14 protein-coding genes are annotated in these 16485 nt (G+C 58.1%); 11 read left to right on the forward strand and 3 right to left on the reverse strand.

The genetic code is table 11. The annotated features are described in order from the left end of the window. The first annotated feature begins 82 nt into the window (after nucleotides 1–82). The 9 genes from PYRFU_RS02820 (at nucleotide 83) to PYRFU_RS02860 (ending at nucleotide 10772) form a co-directional block, all read left to right on the forward strand. Nucleotides 83–805 (forward strand): undecaprenyl-diphosphate phosphatase, encoded by a 723-nt coding sequence (locus PYRFU_RS02820; protein WP_014026117.1) that lies wholly within the window; start codon nucleotides 83–85, stop codon nucleotides 803–805. A gap of 242 nt (nucleotides 806–1047) precedes the next feature. Then, nucleotides 1048–1551 (forward strand): DUF2299 domain-containing protein, encoded by a 504-nt coding sequence (locus PYRFU_RS02825; protein WP_014026119.1) that lies wholly within the window; start codon nucleotides 1048–1050, stop codon nucleotides 1549–1551. 146 nt (nucleotides 1552–1697) lie between these two features. Next, nucleotides 1698–2417 (forward strand): hypothetical protein, encoded by a 720-nt coding sequence (locus PYRFU_RS02830; RefSeq protein ID WP_014026120.1) that lies wholly within the window; start codon nucleotides 1698–1700, stop codon nucleotides 2415–2417. 101 nt (nucleotides 2418–2518) lie between these two features. Beyond that, on the forward strand, nucleotides 2519–2884 hold the full coding sequence (locus PYRFU_RS02835) for a DUF3267 domain-containing protein (protein ID WP_048191462.1): 366 nt from the start codon (nucleotides 2519–2521) through the stop codon (nucleotides 2882–2884). 54 nt (nucleotides 2885–2938) lie between these two features. Continuing rightward, a complete protein-coding gene (locus tag PYRFU_RS02840; protein WP_014026122.1) occupies nucleotides 2939–4141 on the forward strand; it encodes a TIGR04053 family radical SAM/SPASM domain-containing protein in 1203 nt (400 codons plus the stop codon). Nucleotides 4142–4260: 119 nt separating this feature from the next. Continuing rightward, nucleotides 4261–5712: a hypothetical protein gene (locus PYRFU_RS02845; RefSeq protein WP_014026123.1), complete on the forward strand. Its 1452-nt coding sequence runs from the start codon at nucleotides 4261–4263 to the stop codon at nucleotides 5710–5712. A gap of 56 nt (nucleotides 5713–5768) precedes the next feature. Beyond that, nucleotides 5769–6794 carry a glycosyltransferase gene (locus PYRFU_RS02850; protein ID WP_014026124.1) on the forward strand — a complete coding sequence of 342 codons (1026 nt, stop codon included), beginning with the start codon at nucleotides 5769–5771 and terminating at the stop codon, nucleotides 6792–6794. A gap of 80 nt (nucleotides 6795–6874) precedes the next feature. Beyond that, complete coding sequence (gene cas4 / locus PYRFU_RS02855) at nucleotides 6875–7489, forward strand: CRISPR-associated protein Cas4 (RefSeq protein ID WP_244403890.1); 615 nt, start codon at nucleotides 6875–6877, stop codon at nucleotides 7487–7489. A gap of 358 nt (nucleotides 7490–7847) precedes the next feature. After that, nucleotides 7848–10772 (forward strand): adenosylcobalamin-dependent ribonucleoside-diphosphate reductase, encoded by a 2925-nt coding sequence (locus tag PYRFU_RS02860; RefSeq protein WP_014026126.1) that lies wholly within the window; start codon nucleotides 7848–7850, stop codon nucleotides 10770–10772. A 3-nt stretch (nucleotides 10773–10775) separates the two neighbouring features. Here the strand turns inward: PYRFU_RS02860 and PYRFU_RS02865 are convergent, their stop codons facing one another. Together PYRFU_RS02865 and PYRFU_RS02870 are read right to left on the reverse strand one after the other, a co-directional pair. Beyond that, the gene (locus tag PYRFU_RS02865) at nucleotides 10776–11219 is read right to left on the reverse strand and encodes a nucleotidyltransferase domain-containing protein (RefSeq protein ID WP_014026127.1); all 444 of its coding nucleotides are present in this window, start codon (nucleotides 11217–11219) and stop codon (nucleotides 10776–10778) included. Next, nucleotides 11186–11578, reverse strand: coding sequence for a HEPN domain-containing protein (locus tag PYRFU_RS02870; RefSeq protein WP_014026128.1), 393 nt, complete (start codon nucleotides 11576–11578; stop codon nucleotides 11186–11188). Before PYRFU_RS02870 ends, PYRFU_RS02865 begins: the two co-directional genes overlap by 34 nt. A gap of 141 nt (nucleotides 11579–11719) precedes the next feature. On the opposite strand from PYRFU_RS02870, the gene PYRFU_RS02875 reads away from it, so the two are divergent. Both PYRFU_RS02875 and PYRFU_RS02880 read left to right on the forward strand, forming a co-directional pair. Further along, a complete protein-coding gene (locus PYRFU_RS02875) occupies nucleotides 11720–12400 on the forward strand; it encodes a hypothetical protein (RefSeq protein ID WP_014026129.1) in 681 nt (226 codons plus the stop codon). A gap of 39 nt (nucleotides 12401–12439) precedes the next feature. Next, nucleotides 12440–15241, forward strand: a complete 2802-nt coding sequence (locus PYRFU_RS02880) for a hypothetical protein (protein WP_014026130.1) — start codon at nucleotides 12440–12442, stop codon at nucleotides 15239–15241. Between the two features lie 522 nt (nucleotides 15242–15763). Here PYRFU_RS02880 and PYRFU_RS02885 read toward each other — a convergent pair. Further along, nucleotides 15764–16408 carry a PaREP1 family protein gene (locus tag PYRFU_RS02885; RefSeq protein WP_014026132.1) on the reverse strand — a complete coding sequence of 215 codons (645 nt, stop codon included), beginning with the start codon at nucleotides 16406–16408 and terminating at the stop codon, nucleotides 15764–15766. Nucleotides 16409–16485: the final 77 nt, after the last annotated feature.

Here is a 16485-nt window from a genome sequence, read left to right on the forward strand (position 1 = left end):
AGCCCGGTCCCCTCTCTTGGAGACAGGACCCGGATTGGTTAAGTGTATGTGGGGCTCGGCCTGGCGGCAATAGGCGGGAAGCGTGGACACGTCACACACATCTTGGCTTCTGGCCGCGCTCCTCCAGGGGCTTCTAGAGTGGCTCCCCGTGAGTAGCAGTGGTGTTCTAGTGCTCCTCGGCCTACCCTACCGGGAGGTTCTCGCCATACACCTTGCTACGAGCCTAGGCGGCCTGGTATACCTCGCGGCTAGGAGGAGTAAGCGGCTTCCAAGGCTGCTGATAGGATGGGGTCTCCTGCCGCTGGTGGCCGGCGCGCCAATAGCACTGATACTCGAGGATACCGCGGCCAGCCTCCCGCCAAGCACGCTAGAGACACTCACGCTTACACTCTACACTGTGACCCTCCTCGCCCTCCTAGCCCGTATAGCGGCTCGCACGAAGCACTCCAAGCCACGCATGGCGGATAGGCTCGTACTGGGTGTATTCGAGGGCCTGGCTGTTCTACCCGGCGTCTCGAGGAGTGGCGTCACTGCGGCCTACCTCGCCGCTCGCGGCCTAGACCCCAGGATAGTCACGGACGCCGTGATAGCGTCTGGTGTCGTGGCTGGGGGCGCGGCGGGACTCTACGAGTTGCTAGCTCACGGGGCGGCAATGGACCCAATAATGTTCACTGTGACCCTCCTAGCGTCGATCGCCTCGGCATGGATCCTAAGCAGCATAGGCGAGAGGAGTGCAACGCTATTATCCATAGTGATAGTGGCTGGTATACTCGCGAGCATGGCGGCGCACCTGCTCCTAGTATAAGTGTCTCGCTGAACAGATCCGTTCACTCCCATTAAAGAACCAGTGGGGCAAGGGCTCCACCTAGACGATGTACGCGAGGTGCGCGTCATGCTAGCCGAGTTTGTTGAGTGCACGGTCCTCGCAATCGACACGCACGAGGAGACTGGCGACGCCGTCGTCCTCCTTGACTGTGGTACTTGTAGCCCAGCAGCATGGAAGAATTGAGGTAGGAGCGGCGCCGTACAAGACACCCCGGTGGTTTGTTGCAGAGCCTCATAGAGCAAGTGGAGAGTGTGGCCCGTAAAGCCGGTCTACGCGTCGAGGAGCCCCGGGGAGTCGCGCCACCCCCGGGCATGGAATGGGTGCGCGACATTATAGCCGAGGGGCCTGGTATCCGCGTGGTTGTGCGCGTAGCGGGCTCCGAGAGGGATAGGCGTCTAGTGCTCATAATGCCTATTGGCTTCTCCGAGGTGCACATGAGGCTCATTCAGGGGCTGCCCCTCGAGGAGAGGATGGCGCTTCTTGCTAGGCTGCTACGCGAGGTTATACACGTCTGCCCGTATTGCCGTGTTGGCGTAGGCGGGGCGCCTACAACACCCCAGGGCATTATAGCCGAGATACACTATGTGGATGGCGTGCCTGACTCGCAACGCCTACTAGACGACATAACGAGGCTGATAAGCGTCTTCATGGCTGTCAACACGGTCCTTTGGGAGAGGTTCCCGGGTACCATGCCAGGCCACGAGAAGCCCCAGCTCTACACTTGAACACCCAACCCATTACCCGGCTGGCGATTGTCCCTCTGCAAGCGGGGCCGATGAGGAGCCGTGTTTAAGCCGAGTGGTGGCGAGAGCCACGGCCGTGCCGAGGCCCGCCATAAACCCGCACGGGGCTGTAGACGCTGGGGCACGTCGTGCTGCACCGTTACGCGTTCCTGGTCAAGAACTTGCGCGGGGTGCTGGCGGGGGCGCCCGCTGACAACCTGGAGGCTTACGTGCCATGGCTATCTAGGAGGTTCCGCTATCGCGACCTCGGCGTACCCCCATGCATATTGAGGAGGGCGCCTAGCGTCTTCGAGGGTAGGCTGGGCGGCAACCCCTTCCACGAGCTGCACTACCCGACGGCTAGTGTCGAGCACGCCGCCCGGGAGATGGCTAACAGGCTATCGAGTGCTACTGGTCTAGACGAGTGTCTAGCTCATTCCCTCCTGCTCGCCTCTGCGTACGCCTCGCCAGTCATAGCGCTGCCGGGCGCAGCGGCAGAGCTACTCAGCAGCAGAGTAGCGGTGCACATCGTGAAGGGGCCCGTGATGGACGCGCAGCAGGCGAGGTTACACCTCCGTATAGTCGACTATACAGTGCTGGACGCCTACATAGAGAGCATCGAGGAGGCGGTCGAGGCGATAGAGTCTGGCGGCGAGCCGTCCACGTTGAGGGAGAGGAGGCTCGAGAGGGCGCGGAGAGACGAGAAGCGCTACTGGAGGATAGCGGGCAAAGGCGACAAGCCTGTCATAATATACCTTGACCATGTGTCGCCGCTGTTGGAGGGCGGGTATAGGCCTCCAACGGGGCCCGAGGAGAGAGTGCTACTCGCGCAGCTAGCCGTGTTCAACCTAGAGGCGGTAAGCGTCTAGGCGATAGTTACGCCCGCCACTCTACCAGTTCTACACTGGCTGGGTGTCAAGCCGCTTCGGGGAAAACTGGGGGAGGCGGGACCGAAAGTGGTGTGCAGAGAATGGAAGCGCCGAGCATACCACTCCTGCTAGCCGCGTACACAGCGACGATAGTGCTACACGAGCTGATACACTACATTGTTGCTAGGCTGGCAGGTGTCGAGGGTCTACGTTTTGTCGTTGACGCGAAGCGCGGCGCGATAGGGTTTACGTATGAGAGGGCCACACCGATGGCAATCCGCGTGGCTGCACTAGCGCCACAACTACTCACAGTCGTGTTGCTAGCGGTGTGGCTCGTAACGGGCGCGGTCGAGGCCCTCCTAACCGCCATTCTAAACATCGTGGGCAGTGTCAACGACCTCGCGAACAGTGTTAAACCCGTTATACCTGTGCCCGCAGAGCGTCTTGACGCGCCACGTCTAGACTAGCGCTCCCCGTATAGGCGGCTACCTTGGACTAATGACGTCGGGTGCTAGCTCAGCGTGCATGTAGGCCGATGGCCATTCGACGAGAAGCCTCTCCTGGTATTCTGGGAGACTACGAAGGCGTGCCTCCTGGTCTGTAAGCACTGCAGGGCCAAGGCGATCAGGGAGCCTCTGCCCGGGGAGCTGGACACGAGGGAGGGCAAGAGGCTCATAGAGATGGTTGCAGAGTTTGGCAGGCCATACCCGATACTCGTGTTCACCGGCGGAGACCCCCTGATGCGCAAGGATGTATGGGAGCTTCTCGAGTACGCGAAGAGCCTTGGTCTACGCGTGGGCCTCGCACCCAGCATCACACCGCTATTGACACCAGAGAACATCAAGAGGATAGCAAGGGTGGTAGACGCTGTCTCCATCAGCCTCGATGCGCCTAGCCCAGCGATCCACGACGCTATAAGGGGGTACGAGGGCATCTGGGGGAAGACAATCGAGGTTATCAAGAGGTTCATCGAGGAGGGTGTACGCGTACAAGTCAACACTGTTGTGTTGAGGGAGACCGCGCCACACTTAGCCGACATGGCCAAGCTACTCGTAGACCTGGGCGTCAAGACCTGGGAGGTGTTCTACCTGGTCCCCGTTGGCAGAGCCAACCTAGAGCTAATGCCCACGCCCAGCGAGTTCGAGGACGTCTCGCACTTCCTCTATGAGGCTTCGAAGTACGGCATCCTAGTGAGGACGACAGAGGGCCCAATGTTCAGGAGGGTAGCGTGGACGCGGAGAGCCCTGGAGGAGAAGGGCCTCGACCCCGACGAGGTGTTGAAACCCGGCCCGTTGTACCAGAAGCTCGTCGCGAGGCTAAGGGAGCTGCTAGGAGAGCCTCGCGGCCAGCCTCTAGCCCAGACGGTGGGCACGAGGGACGGCAAAGGAATCATATTCATCGGGTATGATGGTCGCGTCTATCCAAGCGGGTTCATGGAGTACCACGTCGGCAGCATCAGGGAGAAGAGCCTAAAGGAGATCTACCAGGAGCATCCACTCCTCCGCAAGATACGCGCAGCGGAGTTCAAAGGAAGGTGCGGGCTCTGCGAGTTCCGCGACATATGCGGCGGTAGCCGCGCAAGAGCCTACCATGTCACCGGTGACCCTCTAGGCGAGGACCCAGCCTGCCCCTACCAGCCCGGAGAGTATACCAAACTCGCAGAGAAGCTATCACTACCGCTAAACCCGCCGCTAAAGCCCGTCCCCCGGCAACAAAAGGAGTAAGACGATAGTAAGTAAGGCATGACACCCTAGCTATCATCGTCGAGTAGTCATGTAGTCCGGTGTCTAGCACCCTGCTTTTCTTAGGCGGGGTTTTCGGAGCGACGCGGGAGCAGTGAGAGTTGAGAATTGCTCGTGTTGTCGTAGCGCGTCTAGCGCTACGCGCCCTTGGACTCATACCACAGCTATTCGCTAGCATCGCGGTGGCCAGGAAGCTCGATGTAAACGAGTATGCGCTCTACCAGACGATCAGTACGCGAGTCTCCACCTACTCTATGTTTGTTCCTCAGGTTCTGGGCTACTGGGCTTACAGGTACACGGTGCAGGGTATCCGCGGCTCACTCAAGATGTACCTCCTTGTGCTCCTCCTGGCAGCGTGTGGCGGCTTCCTACTGGCTTTTACCATGGCACGGCTAATGGGCGCTGATATACCAACGTCCCTCTTGCTCGCGGTAATGCTCTACTTTGTGGTTATTGTCAGGGGGTTAAGCCGTGTATTGGGCGGCGTTAGGCCGATACTTGCAGACGCAGCCGAGGTTTGCGGCAAGCTCCTCTACGTGTCCCTCATAGCGCTTTCAGTGTTCGTAATGGATGGTCTTGACGTACAGAAGGTGGCACTGTACCAGATAGCGGGGATTACGTTAACCATCGTGATATTGACGCTAGAGACGCTCGTGGCGTATCTACGTGAGCCGCTGTGCACACGGTGCATTAGGGAGTGGGTTAGAGGCGCTTGGCTCCCATTTTTACGCCATGCATCAATGCTCTTAATCGCGATGGATGTTCTGGTCGTTCTGAACGTTATACGCGACTCGCATTACACGATAGCAGCGTTTATGGTAGTAAGTCTGGCGGCAAGGACTATCTCCTGGCTAGCTATCACCAGTGTTGCTCCGCTACACGCCTTTGTGCTAGAGACGAGCGACGTGATATCAGCGAACAATGTAAGCCGTATTATTCTAGTGCTTTTCGCGTTGTTTCTAGGCTATATAGCGGCTAGGCCGGAGCAGGTGGTTGCAATCTTTAACCCGGTGTACGTGCATGTCGCGGCGGCTGCTCAGCTTGTAGCGGCAGCGACCCTGGTAACGATAATGCTCAACATTGTTGACGGTATAATCCAGGGTATGGATAAGAGTACTGCCGTGAAGCCGGGTATGATTTTAAAAGCGTCATCACTGACCAGGATAGTATCTTCACTGGCCTATCTTGTCTTGCTCTATGCGTCGCTTTGCGTCGTAAACGATCAGGTAGAGGCTGTTTGGGCGTGGGCGGCTTCGCTTCTCGCGGCACGGGTGCTCAACATGATGCTAATAGCCTATGTTGCTAGGAGGTATGGCGTGTCGTTGAGCCTAGCGTCCCTAGCCTATCCTATCGCGTACTTTGTGATAGCGTGGCTCGTGGCGTCTATAGTAGCGCCGGTGGGCTACTCGCCACTAGCACTGCAAGACGCTATGCTCGTGTTGACGGGTGTTGTTTACACGGCGCCGGTGTACATCGTGCTGGTGATGCTGGTTGACCCTGGGCTTCGCAGTCTCGCTAGGCTCACGGTAGAGAAGTATGTGCGGGTGAGGTAGGGCTTCGCAACCCCTCTCCTATAACCTCCCAGTGTGCGTCGGGGTGCGGGGATAGTGTGAGGGTATTCGTCGCGTGGCGGAGGATCAGCGCGCGCACCAGGGATCTCGCCGGGAGCCTGAGAGCAAAGCTAGTGTTCATAAGGAGTGGCCCGCCCTATATCCGCGCGTGTATCGAGACTAAGCGTGTCCTTGAGGAACTCCGGCCACAGACCGTTATCGTTCAGTTGCCGCAGGGGCCTCTCCTCTACCGCGTGGCTCAGCTACGCGATAGGCTAGGCTATGTGCTCGTTGCCGATGTGCACACGGCTATGGTTGTGCATGACACCCTCAAGAGCCTGGTGTTGAACAAGCCGTTTACGAGGTACTTGCGCAGAGCGGATATCGTGGTTGTGCACAACCGGCTGGTTGCTAGGCTCGTGGAGGAGAAGATAGGGGTAGAGCCCAGCCGCATACTGGTCGTCTACGACCCGCCGCCCAGGATGGAGCCGGTCGAGGAGCCACCATTCGCCAAGGAGCTCGGAGAGTTTATCCTCGTGCCGGCTGGCTGGGCTGCCGACGAGCCGCTAGAGGAGATAGTCGAGGCGTTCTGCGCGAGCAAGGCCAGCAGTAAGTACAGGTTGGTGCTCACAGGCGATTATGGTAGGGCGCGGCGCCGCGCCACGAGAATAGCTAGTATGTGCAGGGCGGTGATGCTCACCGGGTTCCTGCCAGCACCCCAGTACAACTGGCTCGTGAGAAACGCTACCGCGGTGATAGCGGCGACGCTGAGAGAGTATACCTTCCTCCGCGCAGCGTGGGAAGCGATAGTGCTGCACAAGCCGCTCTTGGCATCCAGGACGCGCACCATGGAGGACTTGTTGGGGGCTGACTACCCAGGGTTGTTTAACCCCCGGAGCGGTGATCTGGAGAGGTTGCTGGGTGGGCTAGCCGAGGGCAATCTCATCGAAGAGCTTCGTGCCAGCGTGGCACGCCTGGCGGAGAGGCTTGTACCCGAGCAGAGGTCCATGCTCGAGGAGCTTGATAGGAGGATTCGCGAGCTGGAGACGAGCAAGCTGGAGTGCGGGTGTAGCTTCACCAGGTGAGGTTCGCCGTGTACGCTCTTGCTTAGAGCCTGTGGGGCGCTCCCTTATACCAGCGGAGGAGGCTCCCAGGTTTGAAAGGCGTGCCTCGCATCCTCGCGGTCGTCTACCGGGCTAAGGAGAGGGACTTCGCGGAGAAGCTGGAGGAGGCTACGCGCGAGGACATAGTGTACGTGACGGATCTCACCTCGTGTAGCCAGAAGAGGGTCTTCCGCCTCAGCATGCCGCTGCTCTCATTCCGCTTCGAGCCGGCCATGCTCCTCGGGGAGCTTGTGCACCGTGGCCTCGAGGCTATACTCGAGGAGGAGGGCTGGGCAACCGAAATGGAGGTCGTGAAGCGCTTCGAGATAGACGGGGAGGTTTACGAGCTCCGTGGGCGTGTCGACGCTGCACTAGTCACGGAGGATGGCGTGGAGGAGGTCGTGGAGATAAAGACTGCTAGGAGCGTCGAGAAGCCCCTGGAGCATCACGTTCTCCAGCTCCAGGTTTACATGACGCTACTGGGCGCCAAGCGGGGGACGCTAGTCTACGTGACGCCGGATAGGGTGGTGGAGTATGCTGTTGGGCCCCGCGAGGTTGACGTGGAGCAGCTTGTGAGGGAGACTGTCCACAACCTGGCGCGACCCAGGTTCGACTGGGAGTGCCGCTACTGCCCGTACCGCAGGTACTGCCCATACGTGAGGAGCCAGGAGCACTAGGAGAGTTGTGCGCGGTGCGTCCCCGCCCCGGTCACCCCAACCGGGTGCTCCTCTAGGCACCCGGGCGTCCCGGGGCACCCACTATGCCACTACACCGGGCCTCACTCTTTTAGAGACTCCCGGCCAGCGGCAAGAGAACATTAGGCGCCACAATAATCTCTAGGTATGCGTGGTGATACCGGGTTTGGCCTCCTAGCCTGTGTTGCCCCTCCCCGGGCTTGCGCGTAGGCAGAGGCCGCATGTAGGCATACCACGTATGTTAATACGGTGTTAGGCTAGCCTAACTTCTGATCGGGGTATCACTTGCCCACATACACACTGCTAATGCAATCCCCGAGTATCCGGAGGGTATAGTGCCGTGAGCACGGGTAGTGACGCTAAGCAGCTTGAGCTTATCCGGGAGTCGCTGTACAGCCCGGAGGCCGAGGAGGAGGCGAAACGCCTCTTCCTCGAGGAGGTCTACAAGCAGGTTCGCTCCGCGTGGAGGCCGGTAGCACCCAACGGCGGGAGGCTAGCCGACCTCCCAGAGTGCGTGAGGAAAGGCGAGATATGCAAGGACGACGTGGGCCTCGCGTATAACGCGCTGCGTGTGCTGGCTGCCAGGTATATGACGCGCGACGAGACGGGCCGCTGGATGGAGACGCCCTCGATGGTGTTCCGGCGTGTGGCTGAGGGCCTAGGGAGGCGCACCAGCGTTGGCGTAGAGAGGCTCTATAGGCTGCTCGTCGAGGGTCGCTTCATGTTCAACTCTCCGACACTATTCAACATGTATTGTGACGGTGCGCGTGGGACTCTCAGCGCCTGCTACGTGACGCCCGTCTATGACTCGATGGATGGCATCATGGACGCTGCTAGGGTGCAAGCGCTCACCTTCAAGTGGGGTGGTGGCCAGGGCTTCTCCTTCTCCGAGCTAAGGCCAAGGTACGACATAGTGAGGGGTACTAGCGGCGTAGCCAGCGGACCCCTCAGCTTCATGAGGCTCTTCGACATGGTCACGGAGGTCGTCAAGCAGGGTGGGAAGCGGAGAGGCGCCAACATGGGCATCCTCCACGCCTGGCACCCCGACATCTACAACCCGCACTTCGACCCGTGGGCAGCCCTCTACAACACGCTGCCGCCGCAAATCCGTGACCTGCTCAAAGCGTTCAAGAGGCTCATCGAGGAGCTGGAGGCGGAGGGGTACACGGTAGACCCCGAGGTCAAGAGGTGGGTTGCTTGGCTCGTCGAGGCCGGAGAGAAGAAGCCATGGGTGACCGTCGAGGAGGCGGGCTTCGTCCAGGCCAAGGAGCCGCCGCTCCAAGACACCAACCTCACAAACTTCAACATCAGCGTGGCGGCTAACGACGCGTTCATGAAGGCTGTGCTTGAGGACGGCGAATGGTGGATGGTGAACCCGAGGTTCTCGGAGGAGAATGGCGTCTACCGCCTCCACTACACCGTCAGCAGGGCGACTAACCCCAACGCCCCGGGCGTCAAGGCAGCCGAGGAGCTGCAACACGAGAACCCGTACGTCGGCGTCTTCGAGGACATCCTCGAGAACGCGAAGAGACGTGCCCTGACCGCGCTGGAGGAGAGGAGGAGGGCGACTGGGTGGCCCACGAGCCCCGACGAGAAGAACCCGATAGTCTGGAGGACTAGGGCGCGCGACGTGTTCAAGAAGGCTGTGGAGAACGCGTGGGCTGGCGGCGACCCAGGCTTCATCTACATAGACAACCATAACAAGTGGCATCCGACGCCGTGGCTGGGCATGGTTAACGCCACTAACCCTTGTGGCGAGCAGCCGCTCTACCCCTTCGAGTCCTGCAACCTAGGCAGCGTTAACCTCGAGAAGTACGTGGTGTGTGAGGGAACGCGCTGCTACTTCGACCTAGAGGCGTTCGCGAGGGATGTTGCCGCTGCCACGGAGGCCCTAGACGCCGTGATAGACGCGAACAACCACCCGGACTGGAGGCAGAGGACTGCAAACCTCTTCACGCGGAAGGTGGGCCTAGGCTTCATGGGTCTTGCCTCGGCTCTCGCGAGGCTAGGCATACCCTACGATAGCGACGAGGGCGTAGCTTTCACGCTCGTGGCCACAGCCGCGCTCGAGGCGTTCTCCTGGAGGAGGAGTTGGGAGCTTGGCGCCGAGAAGGGACCGGCCCCAGCCTTCCGCTGCAAGAGGTACGACTGGGAGGGTATGGAGTGCGTCGAGGAGGCTAGCCCAGAGTGGACGCTGAGGCTCCATACCCCGGGCCTCCGCAAGGCTGGGATGGTCTCGGGGTTCGAAGAGGGCTGGCTAACGCTCCACTACCACAAAGTGAGTATCGACGAGTGGGGGTTCTCGCTCCTCCGGGGCGTTGCGCGGGAGAGGGTGCTCGCCACCGGCAAGGTTAGGCTGCTGCCAGCCGAGAAGCTCGAGAACATCGCTAAGAGCGTCTTTGGCTTCACCAGGGAGACTGCCGAGGAGGCGGCTAGGCTACCAGCCGCGAAGGTCGTGGAGGACCCGGTGCTGCTCACGGCGCTAGCCGTCTACGACCCGGGCAGAGCCTGGGAGAAGCTCGTCGAGTACGGCAGGGGGGTCGGCGCCGAGGCGCCGAGGAACACCGTGACCACGACAGTGGCGCCAACCGGCACCATAAGCATCATAGCGGGTACCAGCAGCGGCATCGAGCCATTCTTCGCCATAGTCTTCAAGCGTGTGGTCACCGTCGGCACATTCCTAGAGGTCGTGAGGCCGTTCCGCGACGCGCTACTAAAGCTAGCCGAGGAGACCGGCGCTACAAGGGAACACCTCAAGCTGGTCTATGAGGCTGTGAACTCCGCCAAGGGGAGCATCCGGAGGGCGCTTGCGGAGGGCCTCGCAGAGAGGCTGAGGAGCGCAGGTGCACCAGAAGAGTTCATAAGGGGACTCGAGGGGCTGGCGAGAGCATACCCATCGACGCATGACATCGACGTCTGGTGGCACGTGGCGCACCAGGCGGCTGCACAACTATACGTCGACCAAGCGATATCCAAGACCATTAACCTCGAGAGGGACACGCCCATAGAAGCGGCGTACACCGCGTTCATCCTAGGGTGGCTAGCCGGCCTCAAAGGCGTCACGATATTCAGGGAGGGTAGCAAGGCGGCCAGCGTCATACAGACGGGCAGCGGCAAGACAGCCGAGAGGAGGCTACTGAGGAGAAAGCGAAGGAGCATGAGGATGCAAGTGCCCAAGAAGAGAGCAGTTCTAACCGGCGAGGTCAAAGACGAAGTGATAGTAGACATGTTCACTGGCAGCGAGTGCAAGACCTGCGAGCTTTGAAAACTATTCCTTTTCTCGCTTTTCACTCCTAGACCGTAAAGCTATGCCCCCATAGCTAGTCCTCTTCCAACGGATAGCCTTTGCCCTCAACTCCTTCCAAAACCCATCGTCATACACGACAATACCATGATCAAGAGCATCTATAACGTCGAGCCTCGGGTTTCTCAATGCAGCTTCAACAACTTCCTCTGGCGTGTAACACCAGGGTTCTATTGGCAGCTTACCTCGGTACAACTTGTACACGAGAAACTCGCGCTCGTAGAAGGGCTGGCCCCGGAAACACTCTGCAACAACAAGAATGTCTATGTCGCTCTCGCGTAGCTGTTCGCCGCGAGCCCAGCTGCCAAAGAGTATAAGGGCGCGGAGACCGAGACGAACACGAAGTATTCTCGCAAGTTTTGAAAGCTCGTCTATCACGTCTTGGATGCTAGGAGTTTTTTCACCCACTTTACCACCCTCTCAGCCAGGTTCACAAGCTGAGATGATATACGAGCCGAGTAAACCTCCATAGGCACGCCGTTAGCCGCATCAGGGTAACGAGCAACACGATAGTGAGGATTGAGCATCCGGAGGGCATCCATTATATCCTCGTCATCCACGCCTAGTATAGAGGCTAGCCGCACCAGGTTATGCGTCTTGGGAGGAAGTTCACCCCGTAGAGCTATAATAGCCGCTTTCAACGCCTTCTCTGCAGCCTGATGCGCGTGAAACGCTGCTGCCGCATACCTCCCCGCCCCAAGGAGAACCTTGGCGTCCAGAAGATCGTCCTCCGCGGCTCTCAGCCACTCCTCAGCCTCAGGGCGCAAAAGGACACCCACCCATCAAAAACACGCGTCTCGCAAGACGCTAGTATTCTTCTCAAGTTGTTTACTCCAAGCGGAGACACCATTAAAACCGTTATACTTTTGCATGGCTAGCCCCTAACAATAGGCCATTAGGGTGATAGGGTGAACCGCCATGACAAGAGTCTACGCTCACAAGCGGAACCCATAGCTGTAATCATGCTTACCGTTGTCGGGCTTGCCATAGCGCTCATGGCCTGGGGGTGGCTCAACGCCAGCCTCGGACCCGTGTCGAGACAAGCGCTTCTAACCGAGTACCTTGCGTTGGAGCGTAGCAGAGAGTTTGCCAACCTCCTGGCTAGCGGTGTAGACGCTGCAACAGGATACAAAGAGTATGTTGTCGAGCTTATGCACACCGTTGTAACCCACCGCAAGTGGTTCGCCTTCATACTACTAGTCAACAACCCGGAGAGCGACACGCTAGTCGACACGGTGCTAACCGAGCAGCTCAACCAGGCTATAGGCACCAACGTTAAGGTGTATCTCCTCCAGCCGTTCAGCGGAAGCTACGTGAGGAACGCCACACCAGTCGAGACGATAACAGTCCAGCCAGGGGACGTGATACTCGCCGATGGGCGCGACCTGAGCATATTCGGGCTCAACACTTCGATCATCGTGATCCGCGTCCCGGAGTACTACAGTGGGGTCGGCGACCCGACACCACAAGCTATTATCGACATACTTGTCGACCCCGCGTTGCTCCCGGACACTTCACGCCTCGTGCTCGTCACGCTCACACTGTACGACAACAAGTGGTATGAAGTGACGAGACTGATACTACCTTAAAATGCGGGGTTTAGCGGGATAACAAGATGGGAATAGTTAATGAACTCCATGCTTAGGAGCCAGGGCGTACTCATCGGCGGCGTTATACTACTAATGCTGCTCGTGGCCGTCGTACTCCCGCTAATACTCCGTCTAAACACCACAGCAGCCATGATAGGCGAGAGTGTCAGGCTAGCATCGCAGGTCAAAATGCAAGCGATGAAGGAGAAAGTACAAGTTGCGTTCAAGTACAACGACACGTACACCGGCATACTGGTGAACAACACCGGCACGGTAAAGGTCATCATAGAGAAGGTTATCATACTAAACTTGACAACGGGCCAGCCGATATCAGACCCGCTGATATGCGGCGAGAACGGCGGAATATGCGGTATCATAAACATAGCAGACGCGGACAAGAACCCACTAGTGTCGTTCGCGGCGCCCTTCATCGACAATTGTAAAGTCGGTATACTACGGAGAGGCAAGTATAGCCCCGCAACACTAGACTGTCTCGACGGCACGAATCGCGTTGCAGTGCTAGAACCCGGCGACGTGCTATTCGTGAGCATCGACCCGGCGATACTCCCACTCCTGATAAACAAGACAGTGATATACGCGGAGTCTGCATACGGCGTTATCCACCCAGTCGTCTCACCGCCCCCAAGGCCAGGAGCAGGGGGAGCTGGACTACCCGTACCCTCCTCTGCCATACCGAGAGGCCTCTACACCCCGATAACCGGGTTCATACTGTGGGGCTACGAGGATCTCATCAACTACACGTACGTGCAGGCGATGCGGCCCCCGTACAGGATATCCACGATAGGGCCGCACCCAGACATTAGCGTGCTGGGCGAGTACGACAATGGTCAGAGGCTATACTGTGGCGGTGTACCATTCTACACTGCAGGCTTCTCGGTCGATTATAACGAGCATCTAGGCACCTATAGAATCACGTTCACCGTTTCAAGCATATGCTGGTTCCGAGACTGCTACCTATACGTGTATACCGCGTATGGGGGCACGCCAGGATGGCTCGCTATAAGACTGTGGCCAAACCGCGTATACACCATAGTAGGTTACGTGGGTGCCATTGGGCTTATGAGCCCCGAGCAAGTATTGACTAGAAGAGCCGCCGTGGTATACTGCCCGTTTGGCACCGACGCGCAGCTTTTGATACTCGATGGATGGGCCTACCAGATACTCGAGAACGGCAAACCTCTGGATATCGGCCAGCCAGCCTACCTGCCGTACCCGCAGAGCCTCAGCGAGTTGACAGCCTCGGGTGGCGTGTCGGAAAGCGATGTTGACGAGAACAATATAACAGAGTTGAAGGTGTCGACGTTCAAGTACGGCATAACATGGGATGCTCTAGATGCTGATGGCTCGAGCAGCAGCATGTACTCCTACTATGTTGACGAGGAGTACGCATACAGCGACGACGTTGTAGTCTACAACATCACGCTGCTCCGAGACATAACCGGTGTTGACGCGATACAAGTAGCTGTTAAGGCCACACTCCGGTACAACTACCTGCTATTCACGGACTTCACGCCAGACCCGATGGCATACATATCCAAGCCGATCATCGCCGTCGCGTTGCTAAAACTAGACCGGAAGACGTACAAGTGGAGAATCGTGAACATGGAGACGAAGGAGTTTAGCATAGGCATGCCGAAAACATTCTGGATAAACGTGATGTTCCCCGTGAACTCTAGCGATGTCTATAGAATCGCCATATACGTGTATGACCCTTACGGCCTTCTCAACATAGGTACGGACGCTGTACACGGTTGGTGCGAGACACCCGTAGCAACACGCAGAGGCAGCGTAAGCTGCTCGAGCTATTACACTTTCATGAGCACTATAGAGACGAAGCTGCACATCGAGCATATAATAGTTCAGTACTACGTGTATAACCCGCTGCTTAGGAAGATACCGGCAGTCTACCTCGTCAACATAACTGGTGTGCCCTACTGGCCGAGTGGCGTCAACACAGCGTATGGTACCTTCGGTGTGATCAACGAGACTATGCTTAGCGACTACTGGTCGTGGCTACTGGAGTACATGCATAGGCTCGGCATATACCCGATAATCGTCAACAACTGGGACGAGTTCAAAGTGCTACTTGGGAGCCCGGATGCACCCGTCGATGCAATCGTGATCTTCATGCACGGCCCGATACTGCCATTCAAGTACGGTATAAGCCTCTACGACCCATCGGTAGACGACTACGTGACGATATACTCGCCTTACCAGTTCGAACAGTGGCTCGCCCACATGATCCAGGAGCGCGGCTGGATAGTGGTATTCCCCTATGGCCCGCCGCTAGCCTTCGTATGGGACACCGACGCAAACACCTACTATAACGGCCCCAACGCGTTCATAAGCGGCGGGCTACTCGACGACTTCGTTGAACAGCTCATAGGCACTGTCGTTGACGTGAGCTACCTATTCGTCTATGTGGGCGGCTTCGAGTATAACGTGAAAGGTGAGACTTACACACTCAGCAACTACACTGTCGGTATTGGCGACCTTGGCGTGACAGCCACAAGGTCATTGAGGGTATGGGCTGCACCGAGAGTGTTCACAGGCAACTATACCATAGCGTCTAGGAGCCTAGAGCTCTACCAGGCCGTGCAACCCTACTATCTCAACGAGACGCCTCCCGACGGGCTCTCGTGGAGCAAGCTAAACGTGCCAACCGGCGGCTATGCGCTCGGCGCTGGCTTCATACAGTCGGGTAGGGGTGCAGCCGTCTTCATAACCGCGCCGAGGCCCGGCGTACTAGACCCACTGAGGCTAGCAGCGCTAGACGTAGCACTGAGCGTATACACGTGGAAGCTCATGGTAGGAGGCTAGCATAGTTTGTCTCAACAACTCATAACTCATAGCCAGATATTTTCTTCATAACCTTGTCAGCGGGTGGCGCATTCCAGCAATATCCGGGTGGCCATAGCCCCGAGCGCACACAGCTATACGTGACCCCAATCCCAGTGTAACGATGTGTTTTTACCGACTCTATGGCTTTGTGAGCGAATTGTGTTCGATGGGGCGGGAGGACCCCGTCTCATCCACCCCCATGCGGGGGTGTTGCCGGGGTCCCACCCCTGGCCCGGGCCCCAAGTAGTATGTTAGGGTTCTACCCGGGTCCAGTATCTTGTTTTAGGCGAAACTAGCTGCCTCCTCTATATGGTAAACGGAGACGCTGTACTCTTGATACCTTGTGGTGTACGAGGAGCGTTTCTACCGGTGTATGAGCGAGCGTTCCGCGCTGCGCCAGTGGATGTAGAGATGCTTGATGTGTATATGCTATTCTGGCTGGTATTATTGGTAATGCCGGGTCTATCTAGATGTTGGCGTGTAGTGGAGTGGAAGCGGGTCCTACCCGTATCGTGTTACGGGTCTTAGTATGGGTATTGTAATGCTCCGTATGAGGTTTGCTGGCAGGAGTGGCGCTAGAGGCTGGATGAGTGGTAAACGTGGCTTTTCTGTCCGCGTTGTTATCCACGCCTCGACCCTATCTATTAGGCGTTCGACGTTCGCTATCATCGCTTGGAGGGTTTCCGGCGGGTGGCCAGGATCGTAGTAGTTGTTGTGGAGGGCTTCTGCGACGCCAAACTCGCTCCGTATGTCGAGGCCTTCGCGGTATAACTCAGCTACTATGATGCGTAGCGCTTGATGACTTTTGGCCTCGATCCCCCAGGCGGCAATAGCCGCCGCGTTTATTGCGTCGATGGTAGCCCTCCATGCTTCCTCCCCGGCCTCATCGCCGAGTCCCTCGGCTAGAAGCCTCCAGGCTTTGGCCAGCCGGGCTCTTGCTCGTGCCAACCTTGTGCCCCAGCCACTGCTCGCCGCATCCACATCCCTGCGTCCACGGAGCCTAGGCGGTAGTGCGGTGGTTGAGATTTTTACGAGCATCTCTACGGATGGTAGAAGTAGTCTTACATACGCGCTTACACTGCTAACGGAGGAGCGTAGAAGGGCATCCGTAAAGAGACTATAGTCGCCCTTCGGCCTCTCGCGCATAGCGTGCACCCTCGTGTATAGGGGAGCCGCCCAGATACACCACGGTGTCTAGGCATCCGGTTAAAGACTTGAACAGG

The sequence above is a fragment of the Pyrolobus fumarii 1A genome, assembly GCF_000223395.1.
In the GTDB taxonomy this organism is placed as follows: Archaea; Thermoproteota; Thermoprotei_A; order Sulfolobales; family Pyrodictiaceae; genus Pyrolobus; species Pyrolobus fumarii.

What these genes read in the sequence shown, in the direction of transcription:
- PYRFU_RS02835 (WP_048191462.1), top strand. Translation starts at nt 2,519, where the DNA reads ATGGAAGCGCCGAGCATACCACTCCTGCTAGCCGCGTACACAGCGACG.
- PYRFU_RS02880 (WP_014026130.1), top strand. Translation starts at nt 12,440, where the DNA reads ATGAACTCCATGCTTAGGAGCCAGGGCGTACTCATCGGCGGCGTTATA.
- PYRFU_RS02885 (WP_014026132.1), bottom strand. Translation starts at nt 16,408, where the DNA reads ATGCGCGAGAGGCCGAAGGGCGACTATAGTCTCTTTACGGATGCCCTT.